This window comes from Parapedobacter sp. ISTM3 (assembly GCF_016533505.1).
Lineage (GTDB): Bacteria > Bacteroidota > Bacteroidia > Sphingobacteriales > Sphingobacteriaceae > Parapedobacter > Parapedobacter luteus.
Genome location: NZ_JAENGN010000005.1, coordinates 123112 through 145092, shown reverse-complemented (window position 1 = coordinate 145092; position 21981 = coordinate 123112). Strand labels below are relative to the sequence as shown.

Annotated in this window: 14 protein-coding genes; 2 read left to right on the top strand and 12 right to left on the bottom strand. The window is 51.9% G+C overall.

Annotation, left to right across the window (positions count from 1 at the left end):
* Positions 1–92 precede the first annotated feature (92 nt).
* Positions 93–3287 carry a PVC-type heme-binding CxxCH protein gene (locus JHJ32_RS09020; RefSeq protein WP_079715247.1) on the top strand — a complete coding sequence of 1065 codons (3195 nt, stop codon included), beginning with the start codon at positions 93–95 and terminating at the stop codon, positions 3285–3287.
* Between the two features lie 81 nt (positions 3288–3368).
* Here the strand turns inward: JHJ32_RS09020 and JHJ32_RS09015 are convergent, their stop codons facing one another.
* From JHJ32_RS09015 to JHJ32_RS23170, 10 genes are all read right to left on the bottom strand, one after another.
* On the bottom strand, positions 3369–4217 hold the full coding sequence (locus tag JHJ32_RS09015; RefSeq protein WP_200120765.1) for a sugar phosphate isomerase/epimerase: 849 nt from the start codon (positions 4215–4217) through the stop codon (positions 3369–3371).
* 48 nt (positions 4218–4265) lie between these two features.
* Positions 4266–5306: a ThuA domain-containing protein gene (locus JHJ32_RS09010; RefSeq protein WP_200120764.1), complete on the bottom strand. Its 1041-nt coding sequence runs from the start codon at positions 5304–5306 to the stop codon at positions 4266–4268.
* A gap of 22 nt (positions 5307–5328) precedes the next feature.
* Positions 5329–6546 (bottom strand): hypothetical protein, encoded by a 1218-nt coding sequence (locus JHJ32_RS09005; protein WP_200120763.1) that lies wholly within the window; start codon positions 6544–6546, stop codon positions 5329–5331.
* Positions 6547–6566: 20 nt separating this feature from the next.
* Positions 6567–7637 (bottom strand): aldose 1-epimerase family protein, encoded by a 1071-nt coding sequence (locus JHJ32_RS09000; RefSeq protein ID WP_200120762.1) that lies wholly within the window; start codon positions 7635–7637, stop codon positions 6567–6569.
* Between the two features lie 8 nt (positions 7638–7645).
* Positions 7646–10330 (bottom strand): c-type cytochrome, encoded by a 2685-nt coding sequence (locus JHJ32_RS08995; RefSeq protein ID WP_233632571.1) that lies wholly within the window; start codon positions 10328–10330, stop codon positions 7646–7648.
* A gap of 63 nt (positions 10331–10393) precedes the next feature.
* Positions 10394–11818: a RagB/SusD family nutrient uptake outer membrane protein gene (locus JHJ32_RS08990; RefSeq protein ID WP_200120760.1), complete on the bottom strand. Its 1425-nt coding sequence runs from the start codon at positions 11816–11818 to the stop codon at positions 10394–10396.
* A gap of 88 nt (positions 11819–11906) precedes the next feature.
* Complete coding sequence (locus JHJ32_RS08985) at positions 11907–15257, bottom strand: TonB-dependent receptor (protein ID WP_200120759.1); 3351 nt, start codon at positions 15255–15257, stop codon at positions 11907–11909.
* 198 nt (positions 15258–15455) lie between these two features.
* Positions 15456–16640: a FecR family protein gene (locus tag JHJ32_RS08980; RefSeq protein ID WP_200120758.1), complete on the bottom strand. Its 1185-nt coding sequence runs from the start codon at positions 16638–16640 to the stop codon at positions 15456–15458.
* A gap of 122 nt (positions 16641–16762) precedes the next feature.
* Complete coding sequence (locus tag JHJ32_RS08975; protein ID WP_079715238.1) at positions 16763–17317, bottom strand: sigma-70 family RNA polymerase sigma factor; 555 nt, start codon at positions 17315–17317, stop codon at positions 16763–16765.
* 61 nt (positions 17318–17378) lie between these two features.
* On the bottom strand, positions 17379–17537 hold the full coding sequence (locus JHJ32_RS23170) for an Rpn family recombination-promoting nuclease/putative transposase (protein WP_370584493.1): 159 nt from the start codon (positions 17535–17537) through the stop codon (positions 17379–17381).
* Positions 17538–17644: 107 nt separating this feature from the next.
* On the opposite strand from JHJ32_RS23170, the gene JHJ32_RS08965 reads away from it, so the two are divergent.
* Entirely contained in the window at positions 17645–18025 is a 381-nt protein-coding gene (locus JHJ32_RS08965) for a co-chaperone GroES family protein (RefSeq protein WP_200120757.1), read from the top strand.
* A 16-nt stretch (positions 18026–18041) separates the two neighbouring features.
* On the opposite strand, the gene JHJ32_RS08960 is transcribed toward JHJ32_RS08965, so the two are convergent.
* Positions 18042–19691 carry a sodium:solute symporter family protein gene (locus tag JHJ32_RS08960; protein ID WP_200120756.1) on the bottom strand — a complete coding sequence of 550 codons (1650 nt, stop codon included), beginning with the start codon at positions 19689–19691 and terminating at the stop codon, positions 18042–18044.
* Positions 19688–21979: an FAD-dependent oxidoreductase gene (locus tag JHJ32_RS08955; RefSeq protein WP_200120755.1), complete on the bottom strand. Its 2292-nt coding sequence runs from the start codon at positions 21977–21979 to the stop codon at positions 19688–19690. Before JHJ32_RS08955 ends, JHJ32_RS08960 begins: the two co-directional genes overlap by 4 nt.
* Positions 21980–21981: the final 2 nt, after the last annotated feature.

The following is a 21981-nucleotide window of genomic DNA, read 5'->3' as shown; positions in this document are numbered from 1 at the left end:
AGCAAATGCACCGAGCGTCCATAAAACGGTTGACTGCCACATCGTTGTAAAAGCATCGCCGAAGGTATGGCCGGGTATTTTAGTAGACTTATATGAAGAAGAGACATCCACGCATGAATATCATTCGTTTAATTACCTTATTCGGAGCAACATTAGCCTTGATATCTGCTTTACAGTGTACTTCAAATCCGAATACACTCAAAATAAAAAAGGGCTCACGCATTATTTTAATTGGCAACAACCTGGGGTCGAGGATGATGAATTACGGGTTTTTCGAAACAGAAATGCAGCTTCGGTACCCGGACAGCCTGTTGTACATCCGGAATATGTGCGATCCGGGCAACACCCCGGGATTCAGGCCGCATTCGGGCCGGCCGTCCCCCTGGGCATTTCCCGGTGCCGAACAATTCCAAAGGGAGCTGACCAACGACCCCAATAATCAAGGACACTGGGAAACACCGGATGAGTGGCTTACACGGCATCGCGCAGATATCATTATCGCTTTCTTCGGCTACGTCGAATCCTTCCAAGGCGAAGAAGGGCTGCGGCGCTACAAAGACGAACTTGATGCATTCATCAAACACACCCTGCAACAACATTACAACGGAGTTTCAGCACCGCAGCTTGCAATCGTGTCGCCCATTGCTTTTGAGGATTTGTCTGGCAAGCATGACTTGCCGGACGGCAAAAAAGAAAACAGAAACCTGTCAATGTACACCCAAGCGATGAAAGAGGTTGCACGCAACAACAATGTCCACTTCGTCGATATGTATACGCCATCCAAAAAGTGGTTCAACAAAAATGGCTGGTTTGTCAAAAATGATGAGCCGTTGACTATTGATGGCTCACAGCTCAACAAAACAGGCTATGCCAAGTTTGCGATACAGCTGGCTGACAACGTATTCGGCAATGTAAAACCGACAGATGAAACCCATCGCGAGCTGGTACATGCCGCCGTAATGGAAAAGAACTGGGTGTGGCACAAGGACATCAAGATGCCTAATGGCGTGCAAGCTTTCGGGCGTCGCTATGATCCATTCGGGCCAGACAATTACCCTGCCGAGATCGCAAAAATCAGGGAGATGACGGCCTTGAGAGATGAAGCCATCTGGAAGGCCGTAAAAGGAGAGAAAATGAACCTGGACAGCGCGGACGGGCGGACGTTACCGCTTCCCGAAGTCAAAACCAATTATCGCCCAAGCAACAAAAATGGCAACCCTACTTATCTTTACGGCGCCGAAGCGGTAAGGCAGTTGCGAACGGCTCCTGGCTACGAAATTGCGCTTTTTGCTTCCGAGGAAGAATTCCCTGACCTAAAAAAACCTGTTCAGCTGACGTTTGACAATCAAGGCCGGCTTTGGATTGCGACCATGCCATCATATCCGCACTGGAGGCCGGGAGACCCCAAGCCTGATGATAAAATCATTATCCTGGAAGATACCGACAACGACGGCAAGGCGGATAAACAAACCGTGTTTGCTGACAAACTACATTTACCCATGGGATTCGAAATCGCACCAGAGGGTGTCTACGTATCCCAGGGTATGGACATGGTACTGCTTAAGGACACCGACGGCGATGGCAAAGCCGATACGAAGGAGGTGCTACTAAGTGGTTTTGATGACCACGACACCCACCATGCGCACCATGCGTATACGGCCGATCCGTCCGGCGCTATCTACATGGGGCAAGGTGTATTCCTGCTAAGTGATATCGAAACGGCCTACGGCCCCGTACGTGGCACCAACGGTGGCTTCTTCCGCTACGACCCCAATAGGCGAAAGCTCGAATTTACAGCACAGCTATCCATCCCCAATCCATGGGGAATCGCGTTCGATGAATGGGGACAGAATTTTTACGCCGAAACGTCCGGACCGGATGTCAGCTGGATGATGCCGGGATCCGTCAGACCTACATATGGCAAGTTTACGCCAAAATCGAGAAACCTGATCGAAGACAAACATAAAGTACGGCCCACCTCGGGGCTTGAATTTGTTTCAAGCCGCCACTTCCCCGACGATGTGCAAGGGGATATGCTCATCAACAATACCATCGGCTTTCTGGGCATGAAGCAGCATACGATGACTGATGATGGCACGGGTTACAAAAGTCAGCACCGCCAGGACCTGATTTGGTCGGTAGACCCCAATTTTCGGCCGGTCGACATGGAATTTGCGCCGGACGGCTCGCTGTACCTGATTGACTGGCACAACATTCTGATCGGCCACATGCAACATAACCAACGCGATCCGCTCCGCGACCATACACATGGCCGTGTTTACCGCATCACTTACCCTTCACGGCCCCTGGTCAAGCCTGCAAAGATCGCTGGCGCAAGCATTGACACGCTGTTGGATAACCTGAAATTACCGGAATACCGCACCCGCTATCGCACCCGCCGCGAACTTCGGGGGCGCGACGCAGGAGAGGTGCTTAAGCACCTTAAAACCTGGGTGAACAATCTTGATGCCCGGGATCCGCGCTATGAACACCACCTATTGGAAGGTCTATGGGTGAGTTGGGGACTCAACCAGGTTGATCAATCGTTGCTTCGACGACTGCTGCAGGCAAAAGATTACCGCGCCAGAGCCGCCGCGGTGCGGGTACTGCGCTATACGGGCCACCAAGTAACGGATCAAGCAGAATTGCTCAAACAGGCCGCAGCCGACGTGCACGGGCGTGTCCGCTTAGAAGCGTTGGTTGCCGCCTCGTGGCTGGACGAAGGACAGGCACTGCCTGTTTTGGAAGAGGCTGCAAAGCACCCGCTCGATGACTGGATGACGGATGCGTACCGTGCAGCGCTGGCGCGCGTTGAAGGGCATGTCGAAGAGACCAAAAAAGAAGAAATCGTAAACACCGACCTAACAGGCACCGATTTGGCACTGTATAAACAAGGAAAACTGATTTATGAGCAGGATGGCTTTTGCATCACCTGCCACCAAGCGGACGGGAAAGGGCTGGAGGCCGCTGGTTTCCCGCCTTTAGCCGGCACGGAATGGGTTACAGGTGATGAGGCACGCCTTATTAAACTTACACTGAAAGGACTGCAGGGCCCAATAGAGGTACTTGGCAAATCGTATCCCGGGCAAGTGCCCATGACACCGTTTGGCGGCTTGTTGGATGACAAGGAAGTCGCTGCTGTGCTTACCTATGTCAGAAATTCGTTCGGCAACAAGGGAACGGCCATCGATCCCGAACAAGTAAAAGCCATCCGCGCCGTTATTGCGGATAAAAAAAGCTTTTATACGCCCGAAGAACTGCTGAAGGAGCATCCGCTACCAAGATAATAATCAGGCGAGATGGAAACCGACCATAAAAAAGCCGGAGTGCCAATTGATGGCACTCCGGTTTTTTTATTGAAACGCTTATCAAGCAAAATGGGAACGTAAGAAAGGAATCCCTTTGACGGCAATGGCTTCCAAGGACGGCTCGAAACTACGCCAGATGGATGCCGCCTTGGCCACAACCTTGACCTCCGGCGTGAATGACTCGATGACCAAACTGCCGGAGTAGTCGATGGCTTTCAAGGCATCACGAATGCCGTCCCAGTTGATATGGTCGCCTCCGGGCGCGCCGCGATCGCAGCCACAGGCATGGACATGCAACAGGCGTTTACCTGCTTTACGGATAGCCGCGGGGGAATCTTTTTCCTCAATGTTCATATGATAGGTATCCAGCAGTATGCCCACCGCATCGTTGCCGACCGCATCGACCAGTGCCAGGGCCTGTTCACATGTATTGATAAAGTCTGTTTCATAACGGTTCAACGGTTCTATAGCCAGCTTTTTTCCCAGATCCGCTGCCCGCGCGCCCAACGGTTTCAGGCGGCTCACCACCATATCCCACTGCTTCTTGTATTCATCCTCGGGCGTCTGCTCCGCACGTCCGACAGTTGAATAAAGTGGTCCGACCATCACCGGGCAGTCCAATACAACCATCGCATCCAATACTTCAGTAATATAGGCTATAGCGTTTTGTTGCTCAGCCGATGTGCCCCTGAGATCTCGGCCAGGCCCCATAGCAGCACAAATTGAAGAGCAAACCATACCATTATCGTCCAATGCCTGTTTAATCAAATGCGCATCGATATGCGCGGCATCCTCAAGCGCAATTTCCACCGCGTCGCAGCCCCAGGCTTTGAATTGCCGGATGATGTCGATGCGTTCGTTGGTAAACGGAGAGGTAAGTAAGAAGGTATTGACGCCGATTTTTAACATAGTTTTTCTAACTTGATTATTGATGATGTACTTATTGCTGATCGCCCGTTAATCTTCCTGCAGCCGATAGTCTGCCGGACGTTTGCCTTTTATGAAACTATCGAAACCAAACATGGTGGGCTGGTAAGGTGTGACGAATGCGACGTCAGCTTTTTCAGGGATTTGATTTTCAAGACCCACCGCCCAAAAGCACGCATTTACGAGCAGCCTTCTTAAATCTTCATTCAACAGGTCGACTGATGCACCCATGGTCGTTGTAAACGCTTTCCCTGATTTGCCATCTGGAAGTTTATAGCGCTTCGTCCAGGCAACAGGCAATGCAGGCTTGTCCCTGTTTACGGGAGCGTCTGCGGTCATCCCACTGGTGGATTGCCCGTACATCAGTATATCCGCCCCGGCCAATCGGCCTACGGTATAAACATCGGTGGGCCCCCAGATATCCTGTACACCGTTCAATATAGGACTGGCAGCATTTTCTTCGTTGACAACGCCGCGCGTTCCTTCTTTGCCATGATCACCATGATGGCTTATCCAGGTTTCCCCCAGGACCAGTTTTCCAAAACCACCCTCCCAGCCGGATACGGTGCTCTGAAAATCATAGCGAGCGAACGGGTCATCCGGCTTTTTTGCGTAATGGAACGCATGGGTGGCCGTGCGCAAACCGACTACTGGTTTTCCTGCTTTTAAGTAGTCATCGATGTGGCGCATCTGGTCAGGCGGCAGTTCACGAAATCGGGTAAAAATCACCATCAGGTCAGCAGATTCCAGGTTAGCCAGGCCCGGTATGTTGGCCTGTTGATTAGCATCGATTTCGCCCGTCGATGGATCAATGGAAAAAAGCACCGTGCAGGTAAAGCCAAATTTTTTGGCCAGTATCTGCGCCAGCATGGGCAGAGCCTCTTCAGAGCGATACTCTTCATCGCCACTGATCAGCACAATATGTTTGCCGGCACCCGGCCCTTCGTAGCCGGTGTAAGTGATCCATTGGTCTTCCGATATCTCCGGCCGTTCTCCTGCCGAGCATCGGATAAATCCCATCAGTGCAACCAGTAGGAGGAGTGACGACCATGCACGATTTGTCTTCTTCATATTGCTATCATTATGCTGTTGACTATGCTAATACCAAGTCCGGATTGCCCGGGCCGAAATGCTTCAGCATCACAATGGGATCTGTCTTCGACAGGTTCTCAATCCGTACGCCTGCCTGAGCCGCGCCCTCGCTCACAAAATACTCATCATACGTCAGCTGGCCGTAACGGATGAGCGCTGGTGTCTCGATGTCCCATACGCCCATACGTCCACGGCCCTGCATCATAATCATTCCATACGCCGCGGCATCTCGGATGGTGACCGTCGCACCGGGCAGCACGGTCAGCTCCTTCGCGCTGAACGCATCAGACTTGTAACATACCCATTTTTCCGAATACCCGGACTCCAGCATCTCCGCTTCCTCCCGGACCGGCAATGGCGCCATGAAACGGTTCTGCATCGTGTTCGGATCAACGTTCAGCTCCCAGTCAAGCACCGCTATCAGCTCATCGTAGTCCCCGATACGGTCCTTTGGTGTACCGTTCCACAGCAGTTCCTCCGGTATCACCGCCTCGTTTACCAGCGACTGGTACATCGCAAATACGTCTGACGCCTTCTGAGGCTCATACGTGCACAGGCTCCCCGGTGCATGCAGCAGCCCCGGCGGCACATCCCAGCCCGTACCGGGTTCCAGGCGGTACGCCTGTGAATAGTTCGTTATCTTGTTGTCGCCCTTCGTGAAGTTGACCAGGCACTCCCGGATTTGAGCCTTGGTCGTCCCCGGAGCCAACCCGATGAACGTATACGGGAAATCCCCGCCGTGGTTATTCAGTTGCGGAGGAAAATAATACGCCTCCGGCTTCCCTTGCTGGCCAATAAGCGCGGCCTTTTCATCGTTGTGATGCACATGGTGCGGCAGCGGCCCCATATTGTCGAAAAACTTCGAATACATGGGCCATCCCCCGTAGGCAGACCACAGCCGCCCGCCGATCAGGTCGCCCTGCAATACATCCACCGCTTCCTTCAGCAGCAACTGGTGAACCCGCCCGCCGTCCTCAAAAACCACCTTGCTCAGCCCCTCATCCTCGCCCGTCAAGGGACCGTTCTTCGCCGGGGTAGTCGATGACAGCCACCGCTCGTCTATACCTCCTCGTACGCCCCCAAGCACATAATAATCGTCCGGATGAAGCTTGATCCGACGACCCGGAACACAGAACGAACGCGGCACCCATGTCGGGGCCAAACGCAATATCCCTTCCCCCGATGATAACGCTTGCTTTGCTAATTGATGTGTATTCATATCTTATTTAAGTTTATAAATTAGTAGCTTTCGGTTTGTCCGGCAGCCTGTAAAAATGCAATAATATCCTCCGGCCTGTCCAATATCCGGATTGTCATGCCATAACTTCGCCGCTCCTTCGGCTGCAGTAAAATAAGCGAGCCGTCGCTCCGCGCACGCGACTGTCCAATGGGGGGATGGGTGCCCGGCTCCAACCCCACGACATACTCCCCCGGCCCCCAGTGCTGCCAGTTGGTCAACCAGGGCAACTGCTTTTTCTCAAACGTAATGGACAGCGCAATGCCAAGTTCGGGGTTATGGATTCCGCACAGGCATTTCCCCTCAACATCGGCCTCCACGTCAATGAATGCTGCCTCCTCCCCGCTGCCTGCGTGTTCTTCCAATGGTGGCTTTCCCTTCCGGAAGGGCATCCCCTTGCGAAAGATGCGGGCGTTATCTTCACCCTCCCGCGACGTCCAGCTACCTTTCCAGCAAATATCTGATCCCTCGTCCACCAAGGGCCAACCTAAATTCATATGATAAAGCAGCATATGGGGCGCAGGTGTATTCCCATGGTTGATGACTTCGTCCCGAATATGAATCGCCGGATCGCCCAGCCTACCGGAAATAGTACGTTTCAGTACCAGTTGCGCACCCAAGGGCTGTGACTGTTTGACAGTACCTGTGATGTGCATATCCAACCGCCCAGCCAACGGATCCGGCTGGACGATCGACTCAATAGTGGCGGGCAAGCCGCTGTATTGGCTGTGAAGCCCCCGCTCGCCGTATTCATCGGCCTCGGGGCCACCCACATGGTCCAACCCGCAGGTGGTCAGTAAACCACCCCCGAATGCGTTCAACCATTCGATGCCGCGGTATCCGCCGGACGGGGGCGCCGTCACCCCCAAGTGGCTTATCCAAGCCAAACCATAGGCATTGTAAAATGCCTCGGCGATATCAAGCCCCCGATCGATGACCACTTTATATCGGAGTCCGGCACCTGTATTTATCCATGCAACACGGGTACCCCTCCCCGGGCCATCGTCCAGGACAGCTGTCTCGATACCGCCTACCTGCAGTGGGTTCGATACTTTATCTATCCAGTTTGCCATGCTTTCAGCTATTTACCCTTATACGTGGGGCTGTCTTCATTGCCGCCAGCCATCAGATAGGCCATTAAATCTTTCAACTCCTCTTCATTCAATACATTTAATGTACCGGGAGGCATGATGGATACCTTCGACACCCGCACTTCCCGCACGTCGCGTTTCGGTATCTCCTTCAGCACCTGCGGGGCATACGGGTTTTGTGACACCGAATAAACGTTCTCGTCTTCGCTGACCAATCTACCCATCACTGAAGACCCGTCGTTCAGTACCAGCACTTTAGACTCATATTGATCCGAAATCACGATATTGGGGTCAATAATTGCCTCCAGCATATCGCGAACAGAAAATCGCGTACCTAATTGCGTAAGGTCGGGACCAATTGCTCCTCCTTCTCCACGCATGGTATGGCACGACGCACAGCGTATCGCGACAAACAACTCCTTACCCCGTTCAAAATTCCTTTTCCCTTTATCTTCCTCAACGGATTTCAATGCATCCTCGATCTTCCAGTTCCTGCCCGGTCCTTTGGGTGGTTCAACGTTCTCGAATAACGCTTTACCAGACTCAGCAAGGAGCGAATCTCCGGATATGGTATTATAATGGGCAAATTGCTCTTTCGGCACGTTTTCCAACGCCAGCTTCCGGGCCGCATCGAGAAAGCCAATGAAGCTGTTACCGCCTTTATAGCCGAATGCGCCATAGAACCACTTGAAATAGCGTTCATACAACTCAGGAGTCCATCCCTCCGTCGCCTTGCTTAATGCCGTAGCATAATAAATCTGTTGAGCCGGGGGGGTCTTCGCCAAGGTGTTGGCGATATCCAGCCCGTATTGCGGGTTCCGCATGATCAGGTCGGATGAACTGGTCAATATCGGCTCCAGCGTCGTTGAGTCGTCTTTGGCACTTTCCAGCAGGGACAACGTTCTTTCTATCGCATATGGTGCACGAAGCTGTATGAGTAGTTTACTGAACTCTCGGTTCAACGCGTTATCCGTAGTAGGATACGCATTGGCAAAATAACCGATTAGCCGCTGCCCAATTTCCGGCTCGGGCTCTCCCATACGATAGAGGACCAGCTCAAAGGCGCGCAGCAGATCTATCTTATTTTCCTTGGATATCCGGTTGATATCCACGGTCATCAGCTTGCGCAGCATAACCGATTGCAATGCCGGATGACCCGTTTTCGCCATGGCCACCACGGCGTGTGTCACCGTACGGATATTCCGCTCACGGAACACCTTCTTTCCCCACAGTTTGATAGGCTGGTGCATCAACGCTACGGTCGCTGCATACCGCACATGCCGATCGTCATGGTTCAGATACGGCCACACTTCATTAACCACGTTGGAGTCGGCCGGGTGCTCGTAGTAGCTTTCCAACTGTCTACGTATCGCCATCTCCTCCGAAAGGTTGTCGCCCCGGTTCAGTTTGTCCTTCACGTTGTTATGGTCTTTATAATAGACCCGGTAGAGGTCGGAATCCAGTTTCCGCCCCCCAGTAAGGAAATACAGTGCACCATCCGGACCGATTTCTCCATCGGTAAGCGGTAAGGGAGCCCCGGAAAGAAACTCTTCCGCTGATGCACGATAGGTTGCCCCTTCTTGCTCCAATTGCACCGCGTATATAATGCCGAAGCTCCAGTCAAAAGCCAATAAGCTATTGCGGTATTTGTCAGGAAACTTAGCATTACCTGCAAAAACAAGATTGGTAGGCGACCCTTGCCCGATGTTAAGCAAGGATGGCAGGTTATCCGGATAATAGGTAGCCCACTTGGAATTACCCGTGCGCCAGCCGAACTCCGCACCCTTGGTTACATGCAGCAAACGGGTGGGCCGATACCAGGGCATCCCGAAATCCCATTCCATATCCGAATCATACGCAAATAACTCGTCATCGTCGTTAAACGCAATATCAAACGTGTTACGGAACCCAGCGGCCACTAATTGCCAGTGTTTTCCCAGCGAATCGGTTTTTGCTATCCACCCCCCGGGAGCCATGCGATCCGTGGCATGTCCGCGCGGATCTTTGATCGATTGGAAGATGTTGTCTTCATCCCAGTTGGACGGAAGCAGGTAACTATCCATTTTTGGCACATCGGTATGATTGCCACATACAAGGTATATCGACTGCCCGTCAGGCCCGAGGATAATGCTATGTGGACCGTGCTCACCATCTCCTTCGAATGATTTCAGCAAGGTGATTTCGTCGAACTGGTCATCATTGTCGTTGTCCTTCAGCCGGTACAGCCCGCTGCTCCTTTCGAATGTCGTATCGCCTCGGTGATTGACCATCACATAGAGGCTGTTGAATGCCCAGAGTAAGCCTTGCGCATATCCCATCCCCACTTTGGTCTGCGTGGTATCGTCCTTCCACTCGTCACCTGGAAATGCGAGCCGCTGCGGTTTAGCCGCCAGTGTATCCATACCTAATTCCGGCAGCTCGATCCGGTACAGCGAGCCGAATTGGTCCGACACGATCATCCGCCCTTTGTCATCAAACGTCATCGCTACCCATGAACCCTCCTTATTTTCGGATGGGCTGTAAAGGTGCTCCACCACAAAATCCGGTGCGGCGGTGATCTTCTCCACTTTTGGACCCGTGTCAACTTTAACCGATTCATCCTCTTTTTCGGTCTGACATGCCGAGGCCAGCAGCAACACCTGGAGTGCTGCTACTAAACCGCGGTTTTTTTTCATGAAAGTTTGCATATATATCTGTTAGTACAATTGTTTATGCGAATGTAAGGATTCTGACAAGCATTACCATCCTGGATTCTGTTCGAAGCCGTTCAAGCGGATTTCCCGTTCTGGAATGGGGAACAACAACTTATGCGGTTGGATGTTGTACGCAGCGTTGCTCAGCCTGGTCAACCTTTCCTTCTCCTCAATGCCGTGCTGGGTCATGACTTCTATCGCCTTACCGGTCCTCAGCAATTGGTACCACCGATGATTTTCAAAGGCGAGCTCAACCCGTTGCTCATGGGCGACCGCCTCCCGGAATGCATCTTGGCCAAGACCAGCCAATGGATCCAGTCCAGCGCGCTCCCGCACAGCATTGATGTAAGGGTATGGATCGCCCGCACCAGTCTCGTTCAATGCTTCCGCAAGCATCAGCAGCACATGTGCATACCGGTAAACCGGCCAATTCTCATCAGCGCGTCCATCTTCCAGAAATGGCGGATGGTAATACTTTCGAATAAACGGAATGTCGCCGCCGAAAGCCCGCGACTCCTCAAAATTGGCGTTGGAAGGGTCGCTGAACAGGGCTATAGACGCGTCTCGGCGAACATCGCCCTCCTCGTAGGCCCGGTAGATGCTGGGAGTGGGGATGTTGCTACCGCCAAGATTCCCAGGAAAGCCGATCAGTTGGTTCTTTGCATTTCGGGGGCCAAACATGAAAATAAAGTTGCTCGCCTCCGTTTGCAGCCCGGCATCGAACTGGATAGCAAATACCGACTCCGCATTGTTCTTGAATGCCGGATTGAAATTGTCCGCGTAATTGGGCAATAAACTATAACCCATATCCAACACCTGTTGAAAGGCGGTAGCCGCTTCATCAAAATTATGCAGTGTCATTTGTATTTCGCCAAGTAAGGTCAGCGCAGCACCTTTTGTCGCACGGCCGATATTGGATCCGGTGTAGGAGACCGGCAAGTTTTCTATCGCCCCGCTGACATCGGCCAAAATTTGATTATACACTTCTTCGACACTGGCCCGGCCTTCCGAAAAAGCACTTTCCGGATCTTCAACCTCGTCTATGATGAGCGGTACCGGCCCGAAAAGCCGCACCAGATGGAAGTATTGCAATGCGCGCAAGAATTGTGCTTCGCCTTTATACTGTGCCTTCTTGGCTTCATCCGAAAACTCCACGGGCTCGATACGGCCCAAGATGACGTTTGTCTGCTGAATATTCCGGTAAAGCATATTCCAGGTGTTGTTGACGTAGTTGTTTGTCGAGGTGATCAGAAATTCATCGATTTCTTCCCGTTGTTGAGCACCTCGATCGGACGCATCGAACTGGTAGTTGGTATTGTCGGCTACCATTTCGGTCATTGGCCAGAAGTGATCCACCGTATAAAGTTCCTGTAACGAGCCGTACGCCCCATTGACAGCCCTTAGAAACTGGCCTTCATTTTGGTAATAACTGGCGTCACTCGAAAACGTGTGGGGTTCTACATCCAGCATATGATGACATGATCCTAATGCAAACAAGGATAACAATAGGATTGAATATTTTTGGTGTTTCATCGATTCGTTCTTTCTAAATGACTAACTAAAAACTGAAATTGACACCCAGTGTATAGATACGCGGTACGGGATAATTGGAATAGTCAATACCGGGTACGAGTGCACCTGTATCCGGCCTGTTATAATTTGTACCTTCAGGGTTGCCGCTATAGCCTGTAAACAACAAGGCATTCTGGACGGTGGCATATACCCTCAAGCTGTTTATCCAGCGGTTTCCCATCATGCCGGCCGGAAGGTTATAACCAAGCGTGATGTTCTTTATCCACGCATAGTCGGTCTTTTCTATCCATAGACTATGGGTATCGCGGTACATTACCCGTCCGCGGCCCGTACCATTCGTGGTAGGCACCAGTCCGTTGCCGGGCTGCTCCGGTGACCGCCACCGATCCATCACATTGCGGTTTACGTTAAACACGCCGTCAATATTTCCGGTGTAGAAATTCGTGGCCCGTAACATCTCGGCCCCTACAGCGCCTACGACAAGCACCCGCAAATCGAGGTTTTTATACCGGAAGGTATTGGTGATTCCCCAATTGAAATCCGGATAAGGGTTTCCAATGACATCGAAATCCTGGAACGGCGTGATCTCTCCATCGCCGTTGACATCCCGGAACCGCATATTTCCGGGAATAGCCCCGGGAAATGCCGGATAGTTTTGAAGGTCTGCTTCGTTTTGATAAATTCCTTCGTACACATAGCCGATAATCATGCCCACAGGGCTTCCAATCCGCGTAATGTTTGTCGGATTCCCTTCACTGCTTTGACCGGAATAGATGGGATCGTCGCTTCGTCCCAATGCGATGACCTTATTGCGGTTGAACGAAATATTGAAATTGGTCGACCAATCGAAATTATTGGAAACGATATTGTGCGAAAGCACCCCCAGTTCAACGCCCCGGTTTCGCACGTCGCCCCGGTTTTCGGTTACCGTACCGAAGCCGGATGATTGCGGGATCTCGACATTGAGCAGCAAGTCTTGTGTATTCCTGTTGTAGAAGTCCGCCGTCAAGTTTACCCGGTTGTCGAGAAAATTGAAGTCAATGCCCAAGTTAAGCTCACGCATCCGCTCCCAGCCCAGATTAGGATTGGCCAAAGTCGTCATCACGCGGCCGCTGCCCAACGTACCGTTAAATACATAGTCCCGCGTACCGATGTTGCTCATGTAGGAGTAGTTCCCGATGTTGAAGTTGCCGGTAAATCCGTATGACGCACGCAATTTCAATTCGTCTATCCATGTACTGTTTTTCAAAAAGTTTTCTTCGGACAGCCGCCATCCGAGTGCAAAAGAAGGGAAGGTGCCCCACCGGTTGTTTGCGCCGAAACGCGAGGAACCATCCGTCCGCACCGTAGCGGTGATCAAATACTTACTGGCGAAAGAGTAATTGACCCTGGCCAGGTAGGAAATCAAGGCCCAATCGCTTATGTCAATCCCCCCCATGGTTATCCGTGCCGCTGCGTTCAACGACTCAATATCATCATCGGGAAACTGTTCGCCGTTGAAAGTATTATTGTGGACCTTTTGCGACTGCACCGTATAGCCTATCAATCCCGAAAGTGAGTGCCCTGTGTCCGAATTGTAGTCATACGTCAGCGTATTTTCATTCAGCCAGTTCAGGTATTTTACACTACCGTAGTTGCCCGAAGGCACCGATGGCGGGCGGGCGTTTTGGTTTCCCAAAGTAGAAGGCCGGAAATATTGGGAGTCGCCATCTTCAAAATCGACGTTAAACGAAGATTTGAATTTCAGGTTCTTGACAATTTCATATTCGCCAAACGTATTCATCAGAATCCGTGTCCGGCTGGCTTTGTTTACCGTCTCATTCAGCACCATAATGGGGTTGGGTATGCCGAAGGTTCCCGGAGATTCAATAAAGTCATTGTAACTGCCATCCGGATTGTATGCCGGCGGGATGGGGTTGGCAATTTCAAATCCCTCGTCCCTGCCCTGCCCCCTTACTCCCCCTCTCAGGAATGTCATGGAAGGCGCCAGGTTGACACCGACCTTAAACCGATCGGTGATATCAGCATCCATATTGGCCCGAAGTGAAAACCGGTCGAACTTGGTATTCAACATCACCCCTTCTTGGTTGAAAAATCCAGCAGAGACAAAGGTCCGTATCTTATCAGTTCCCCCGCTGATGCTTACACCGATATCCGACATCGGCGCCACGCGGGTCACCGCATCGTACCAGTCTGTGCCTTCGCCAATCAAGTCGGGGTTTCTATAAACCTCGGGGATATCCTCCAATGTGGGTTCACGGCCCTCTTCAAACCGGATTCGATCTTCGATGGCCTCCTTTCTGAACCGGGCAAACTCCCGGCCGTTCATCAGATCGGGTCTACCCTTTTGTGGCACTTCTTGCAAGCCAGAGCTTGCCGTCACTTGTATTTGCGGTTTGCCGGTGCTCCCTCGTCTGGTGGTAATCATCACCACGCCATTCGCACCGCGGGATCCATAAATGGCTGTAGCCGAAGCGTCCTTCAAGACGGTCATGGATTCGATGTCTTGCGGATTGAGCGAACTCATCGGATTGGACTGCTGCCCCGACGATGAAGGCACTGGAAAACCATCAATTACATAAAGCGGCTCACTGCCCGCACCGATTGCACCAATGCCCCGGACCTGTATCCGGGGGCCACCGCCCGGTGTACCGTTTGACGTACTTACATTAACACCTGATACCTGGCCGGAAAGCCCCTGGTCAAGGCTGGCAATGGACTGCCCCCTTACATTGGACATGCTGATTGGTGCAATTGACCCCGTCACATCCTTCTTCTGTTGGCTACCATATCCGACTACGACAACTTCTTGCAGATCGGCGGTTTCCTCTTCCAAAACCACGTCGATAGACGGCTGGCCGCCAACGGTTATTTCCCGTGCCAAATAGCCGACATTGCGAAATACCAAGACTTCGCCGCTTTTCGCTTCAATCTGAAAGCGCCCACTCGCATCGGTCGCTCCGCCACGGGAGGTACCCCTGACCAGTACCGAAACCCCTTCCAATGGGTTGCCGGAAGCATCTCTGACCACGCCGGTGACTTGATCCTGGCTCACATCGCCGTTTTTTTGCACCGGCTGTGATTGCTGCCGTTTGATGACTACCGTCTTATCCCCGGTGAAGACAAACTCAAACGGTTGGCCGGCAAAACATGTTTCCAGTGCCTTTTCAAGAGGCTGATTCCGGATATCCACGGATATCGGTTTCATCGTAGACAATAGGTTAGCGTCGTAGACAAAATCATAGCCGCTCTGCTGCGACAGTTGGTACAGCACATGCGCAGCCGGCAAATTTTTTACACGAATATTCACGTGCTGTCCATGGCCAGCTACTGCGAATTGAACAAATACTACGGTCAGCGAAATGATGAGTTTCATCAAGACCAAAACGTTAACCGGTTTAAAAATTGGTTCATGGCAATGCCTTACATAAAATTTTTTGTACATTTGAAGCTGGGTTTGTGATTAATAATTGGTTATGCAATCAGTTTTTTGGTCACCCTAATCGTCTGAACAGACAGGAACCGAGTGCGGGCCAACGCCTCGGTTTTTTTAACGCTTGGTGACCTTTCGTTATTAGTTTCCTATCACGGTGATCCTCCTTCCTTTGATGTTGAAATTTACCAACCCTGTTGTTTTAAAGCTCTCCAACAATTGTACGATGCTCTTTGACCGTTGGAAGACGCCTCCCAAATTGATGTTTTCCATACTTCCTTTATAATCCACATCCACGTCATACCATCTTCCTACCCGTTCCATGATGCTGGTGATATGCTCGTTATCAAAGATGAAATAACCGTTGTGCCAAGCAAGATCTTGATTAATATCGCTCTTCTTGATCTTAATGCCACTTTTCCCCAATTCACTTTCGGCAGTCTCGCCGGGCGTGAGTATCACCGTATTACCAGCCCCATTTACCGCCACTTGGCCTTCCACCAATGTGGTCTTCGCCTTCAGATTCGGGTAGGCGCGAATGTTAAATACGGTACCCAATACCCGGATGGTTTGCAGTGATGTGTTTACAAGGAATGGCCTGGTCACGTCGGGAGCTACTTCAAAAAAGCCCTCGCCCACCAGTTGAACCTCGCGTGCTGCTCCGGCAAACCGGACCGGGTAACGAAGAGACGACTCGGCATTTAAGTGGATTTTCGTTCCATCTTCCAACACCACGTGATAGTGCCCCCCTTTAGGAATTTTAATGGTGTTGTACAGCACATGCCCCATTGCATGGGCACCCGCCTCGTACCTGACCATGCCGTCGCCCAAGTTGCGGATGTAAACTCCCCCCTCCTCGGTGAGCAAGCCCGTATTGGAGTTATCCAATACTACTGTGCTGCCATTGGCCAGGATGATCATGGCCTTGTCGCTACCCGGTTCAATGCCGTATTGGGATACCGCCTGTTCCATGGTCAATTCGGCCCCATCGCAGTCACTGGAATAGAAATCAAGGATAGCCCAAGCGACCGTTGCAAGAAAAACAACGGCCACAACCTTAAACCATGGAAATAACGGGCGGATTACATTATCCGAAAAATCAGATCTCTTGCCGTTAAGTATTTTTCGCAACATCGCTTCACCCTGTTCATCAGAAAATACAGTATCGTTTGCTTCAAACGTTTCCCATTTATCCTGAAGTGCCTGCCTGACGGCGTCCTTATTCGACAGATCGGCCAGCAGTTCCTGCAACTCCTTCTGCTCCTGGGGGCTAATCGTGCCGTTTAGCGCGCGGTCTATCAGTAACAGAAGTGTAGCCCTATCCATTGATTACGATTAACAAATAAGTTTTATTGGTCTTTGATATAAAGACACCGGATTTTCAAAAAGTGGATACGGAAAAATTGATTTTTTTTAAAAGGCCGGTGTTAGCCGCTGTTTGACCATGGTTAAGCCAATGCTTCGCCTTTTACAAATTCGCTAATAAATTTAACGGCGAGATGCTGGTATTTTTTTACGGACTCAATCGATAAGTTCATCCGTCTGGAAATCTCCGGATTTTTCAACCCTTGCCGCCTCAGCACGAACACCTTTTTTTGCTGTGGAGGCAATAAGCTGATCGCACGGTCTATCAGCTCGTACTGATCAGCCAAGCTTGTTACACCCTCTTCCTCGTGTACAGCGTCGAGTTCTAAGCGGTAAGCCTCCTTATTGCCCCGCTCGGCCACCATGCGGCGGATGTGGTTGAGCGTATGGTTGCGGCAGATGATAAATAGGAAGGCGTCAAACTTTTTAACTTGCGGAAGCGACTCACGGTCGATCCAGATTTTGGCAAATACCTCCTGTATGATTTCCCCGGTGACTTCGGTATCTTGAGTAAGTCCCTGTACATATGCACCAATCTGATTGTAGTATGCATAAAACAGTCTGGCAAACGCCTTTTCATCGCCATTGGCAATAAGCTTCAATACCGCTGCTTCATTGTTTAGTCTCTTTAATGCCATAATTTGGAGATAGGTAAACCCAAATTGTCATAACTGGTATACTGCAATACTAACACCTTTCTTACAAAGAGGCAACCTGTGCTGTCCTGTTTATGCACCAAAACACTACCCAATAATCGGCAAAAATATGTCCTATTGGAAATCCATATTCCCACTGCTTCCTCCCGTGGTAGAACAGGATTGGGATGATAGGTGTCAATTGCCTCCTTCTTTGCCTGATCTGTTGGTGGTAACCAGAAAACAGGCAGCTACCATCAAAAATGCCATATTGGCACGAAATGCCATTGCTGCACGGCTTTTGCTAACAATCGCAAAAATTGATTTGTTATGACCATCCAATTGACACAGGATAATAAGCTGAAAAAACTGATTGTTGTGGGCGACCGTGTGTTGATTAAGCCAACCAAGCCCAATGAACGAACCGAAAGCGGATTATACCTCCCTCCAGGGGTGCAGGAAAAAGAAAAAGTACAATGGGGATATGTGCTAAAAACCGGTCCGGGATACGCCATACCCGTGCCTGCAGAAGACGATGACGCTTGGAAACCCCAGGAAGAGCGGGTAAAGTATATTCCGTTACAAGCCAAAGAAGGCGATTTAGCTATTTTTCACATGGGTGCGTCCACCGAAATACAGTATCAAGGTGAAAAATATTTCATCGTACCGCAGAGTGCCATCCTCATGCTGGAGCGGGAAGAGGAGTTGTGAGCACTGTCTCGGGACGCTATGAAATAGTCCGTTTTCGGTAAGCCATGCGTAGCAAGCAGGTGCCTAACGCAACAATCATAAAGGCAATGGTCAATACAGCGGGCCGTCCGCTTGCAGCGAGCAGGCCCAATACCATTATCATCAATCCAACGCCTAACAACGCCAAGGCAACAGTTTTAATCGCCAATGCACTTTGCTGCTTCCCATGGGAAGCCACCTCGGCTCCATCGGCAGCAGCGTCGGCTGATGTTGCTATCCGGTAAGGCCGACGCCTGTAAACAACCTCGAAGATGGCCAGCAGCATGATGGGCAAGGACACGCCCAAGACCGTTTCTTGCATCCGGTCCAACATGACATTGAGCAGGGGCGGCGCGCCGAATTTGAAAAACACATTGATGGCTAAACTCACCAGGGTAGTAAAGAGGACGGAAAAGGCAGTTTGCCTGCGGGAAAATAATGCCCAAATGGCGGGGCCATAGAGCGGCACGCCAGTAAGTGCACCGATGCTAAGCACTACCTCGACAATGCCGCCCATTGCGGGTACCATCAGGGCCACCAACACGGTAATCATTCCAAACGCAAGCGTGGACAAACGGGCCACCCACATCAACGACCGGTTGGTAGCGCCGGGGTTTATCCGTTTATAGACATCATTGGTAAACACCGCAGACGATACATTGAGCGATGCATTCACTGAATCGGTGGTGGCAAAAATCATTCCCGTAATCATCAGGCCCATGAGGCCCGCCGGCAGCACCTCCTTACACATCATCAGATAGGCCCCCTCGTTTTCCAGTCCGGCGAGGTTGCCGTCAACCATCCGATAAAGCATCGGCGGCAGCATCCACACGACCGGACTAATCAGATACAGCCAGCCGAACAGGTAACCCACTTTCTTCGCTTCCCGTTTGGTGGGCACACTCGTGTACCGTTGTACATAAGCCCAGTTGCCGCCAATGAACACCATGTTATAAAGTCCGAAAGCGGCGACAAACCATGGGGTGTATTCACCGCCGGTAAGGTTAAAAAATCCTTCGGGAGCCGCGCTTACGAAAGCAGGTATGCCACCTACCCGCTCGAATGCCAGCGGCACGACGATCATCACCGCAGCGGTAAGCACCACGAATTGCAGCACATTGGTCACAATAACTGCCCATAACCCGCCGGAAGTCGTATAGAGCACGGCCATCAGACCGAAAAGCATGATTGCATAATGGGAAGGCAGGCCGGTTGACACGTTCACCAATTTCGCTACCGGATACAGGAAGGCCCCGTTGTAGGCAAAGCTCATCAGGAGAAAAACATACGTATAAAACTTATGGACACCGCTTCCGAATCGCTGTTGCACAAATTCGGCTGCGGTAAGCACACCGGTTTGCCGCCATCGCGGTGCGATGAAACGACCAATCAGGAATCCGGCAATGGCCATCATCCATTGTATGGTAATAGCCACCCATCCCTGTTCATAGGCAATGGCACCCCATACCACAAAAGTGCCCGCAGAGAAAAACCCCATGTACAGGGACAGACCGCTCATCCACCAGGGCAAGGCTCCGCTTGCGCCGAAATAAGACTGCATGTCCGCTTTGCGGTCGCTCATGGAAAGTCCGGCAACCAATATGCCGATGGAAAAAATCACGATTACCCAATAGTCCAGTGTCGTCATTGCACCCCCCCGTAACATCTGATGGCAAACAGGGCAGCGGGAACATCATCGGACGGATGTCCGACATGGATCATCAGCTTATCGGTCGTCACCGGCTCATCCAGGACAATGATATTCCTTGTTTGGTAGTTATTCGTCTTTTGGTAGATCACGTTCCCGGCCGCATCTGCTATCCTGTAATTCCGCACACAAAACGGCATCACCCGTTCAGGATGAGTCATCAGCACAGACTCCATCGCATGGTCTGCATCCGTGTCAAACACCAGCACGATGCGGCTGATCGTTTCAGGCGTATCCCATTCCAATGATACATACGGATCAGCGTCTTTGGGGTCAGCCACCCAGGCGTTTGGCCCGGTAACGGGCCGGTCCACGCCATTCCGGATATTATCGGGTTCGAATGCCAGCTGTGGATCAGCCAGTGCGATGGCGATGTTCTGCCCTTCCGGGCGGCGTTGCGGACACCAGAACTCAAACTCATCCACCCCCGATCCGACGGGCGGCTGCTGGTAGCCATTGTTTGACACTTTCTTGTTTACGCCATTAAACACCGAAAGCAGCCCTGTTATCCGCTGGTCGGTGTATGGGAGCTGCACCTCTGGGTTTCCAAGGAAAGTCAGGAAGACATATTGTGCCTCCTCCAGCACCGCCTTGAAATCAAGCTCCAGGTCGGTCATCCCAGGCGCGAGCGCAACGGACTCCGTTGCCAGCACCGTGTCCGGCGTAAATCCCCCTTTCCGGCTGCTCACCCGCAGTTCCACCACCAGCGCGGTATTGCCACTGGCCCGAACGGGTAGGGAAAACACCGGCACGGCGCCGGCATTTAGCGGCACCAACTGGGCAGCGCCGATGTCAAGCGATTTCCAACGCAAATTTTCACGCCGGAATCCAGAAAAAGCCAGGGTACTCGAAGCCGTCAGCCGCGCACGCGCGACCAGGTCTGCATCGTCGGTCAGCACAAGACCGGGAATATACTGCCCCGTCTTCATCAATTCGCGCTGCAATTGGACCATGTGCCCCTGTTCGTAAAGTGCGCGTGGAAGCACACCCTGCCGTTTGCACAATGCTGCCGCCACAGCTACCGCCTGCCCCACGTAGGCACTGGTGGCCATCACACGCGTGGCGCCGAACGCCACGTGGCTCACGCTGATGATCCGGCCGGCAAAGAACAGGTTTTTGATGTTACGGCTGTACAGGCACCGATACGGAATCTGGAAAACGCCCTTGCTATGCCATTGATTGCAAGGCTGCCTTTCGCTGAACACCCCGTCGGCGGGATGCAGATCAATGGACCATCCACCGTAGGCCACCGCATCGGGATGTGTGCGCTGCTCGATCAGGTCACGCTGGCTCAGCATGTAGTCGCCCTCGAAACGGCGGCTCTCACGCTTGCCCGGGATCATCCCTACCCATTCCAGCGTCATGGTCTCGGCTTCCGGAAACTTACCGGAGTTTTTAATATAATCCCAGATGCCGTACACCACGCGCCACAGCTCCCACTTGATACGCTCGGTATCATGTACCGTATCCAGACGTCCTCCGTGCTCTACCCACCAGAGCTGGCAGCCGTGCTCATTGGCCTTGAAATTCCTGAACCGCGGAATCTCCTTAGACACATCTATGGCAAAGGAGGGCGCTGTAAACTTCACCGGTTTCCCGGTATCCTTGCTGTAGAAATACAGTGAATGCCCGAGTAGCTCGCCATAGTCGGCATCCGGCGCCATGGGCTCATCAAACGCCTCCCGCGCTTCAGCGCCCATGCGGAACGCTGCTCCGGCTAAAAAGCCTATGATACCATCGCCGGAAGCGTCGCAAAACAAGGGTGCTTCCAGGTGGTAGGTGGTCGAATTCTGGCTGCAAAAGGCCTTCAGACTCCGGATAGTATCGGGGTCGGCCTTTTCCAACTCATATACCGCCGTATTGAGCAGCAGCGTAATATTCGCTTCCTGAATCACCTTGTCGAGCAGAATCATGTCCAGGATGATGGGATTGCCTTCGGGGTTCTGGTACATGTTTTCCACCAGCAACTCGTCTATGACACCCCCTTCCCTGCTCCAGCGATTGTTGTTACCCATGTGCGAGGTAGCCCCCAATATCCAAAGGCGTACCTCACTCGAGGCGTTGCCGCCCAATACCGGCCGGTCCTGCACCAGCACCACCTTCAACCCCTGCCTTGCCGCGGTGATGGCTGCACACGTGCCGGACAGACCCCCGCCTGTAATCACCAAGTCTGCTGACAAGGTGACCTTCCGGGAATATCTTCTATCAATTTCCGCTTCTTGAATCATGT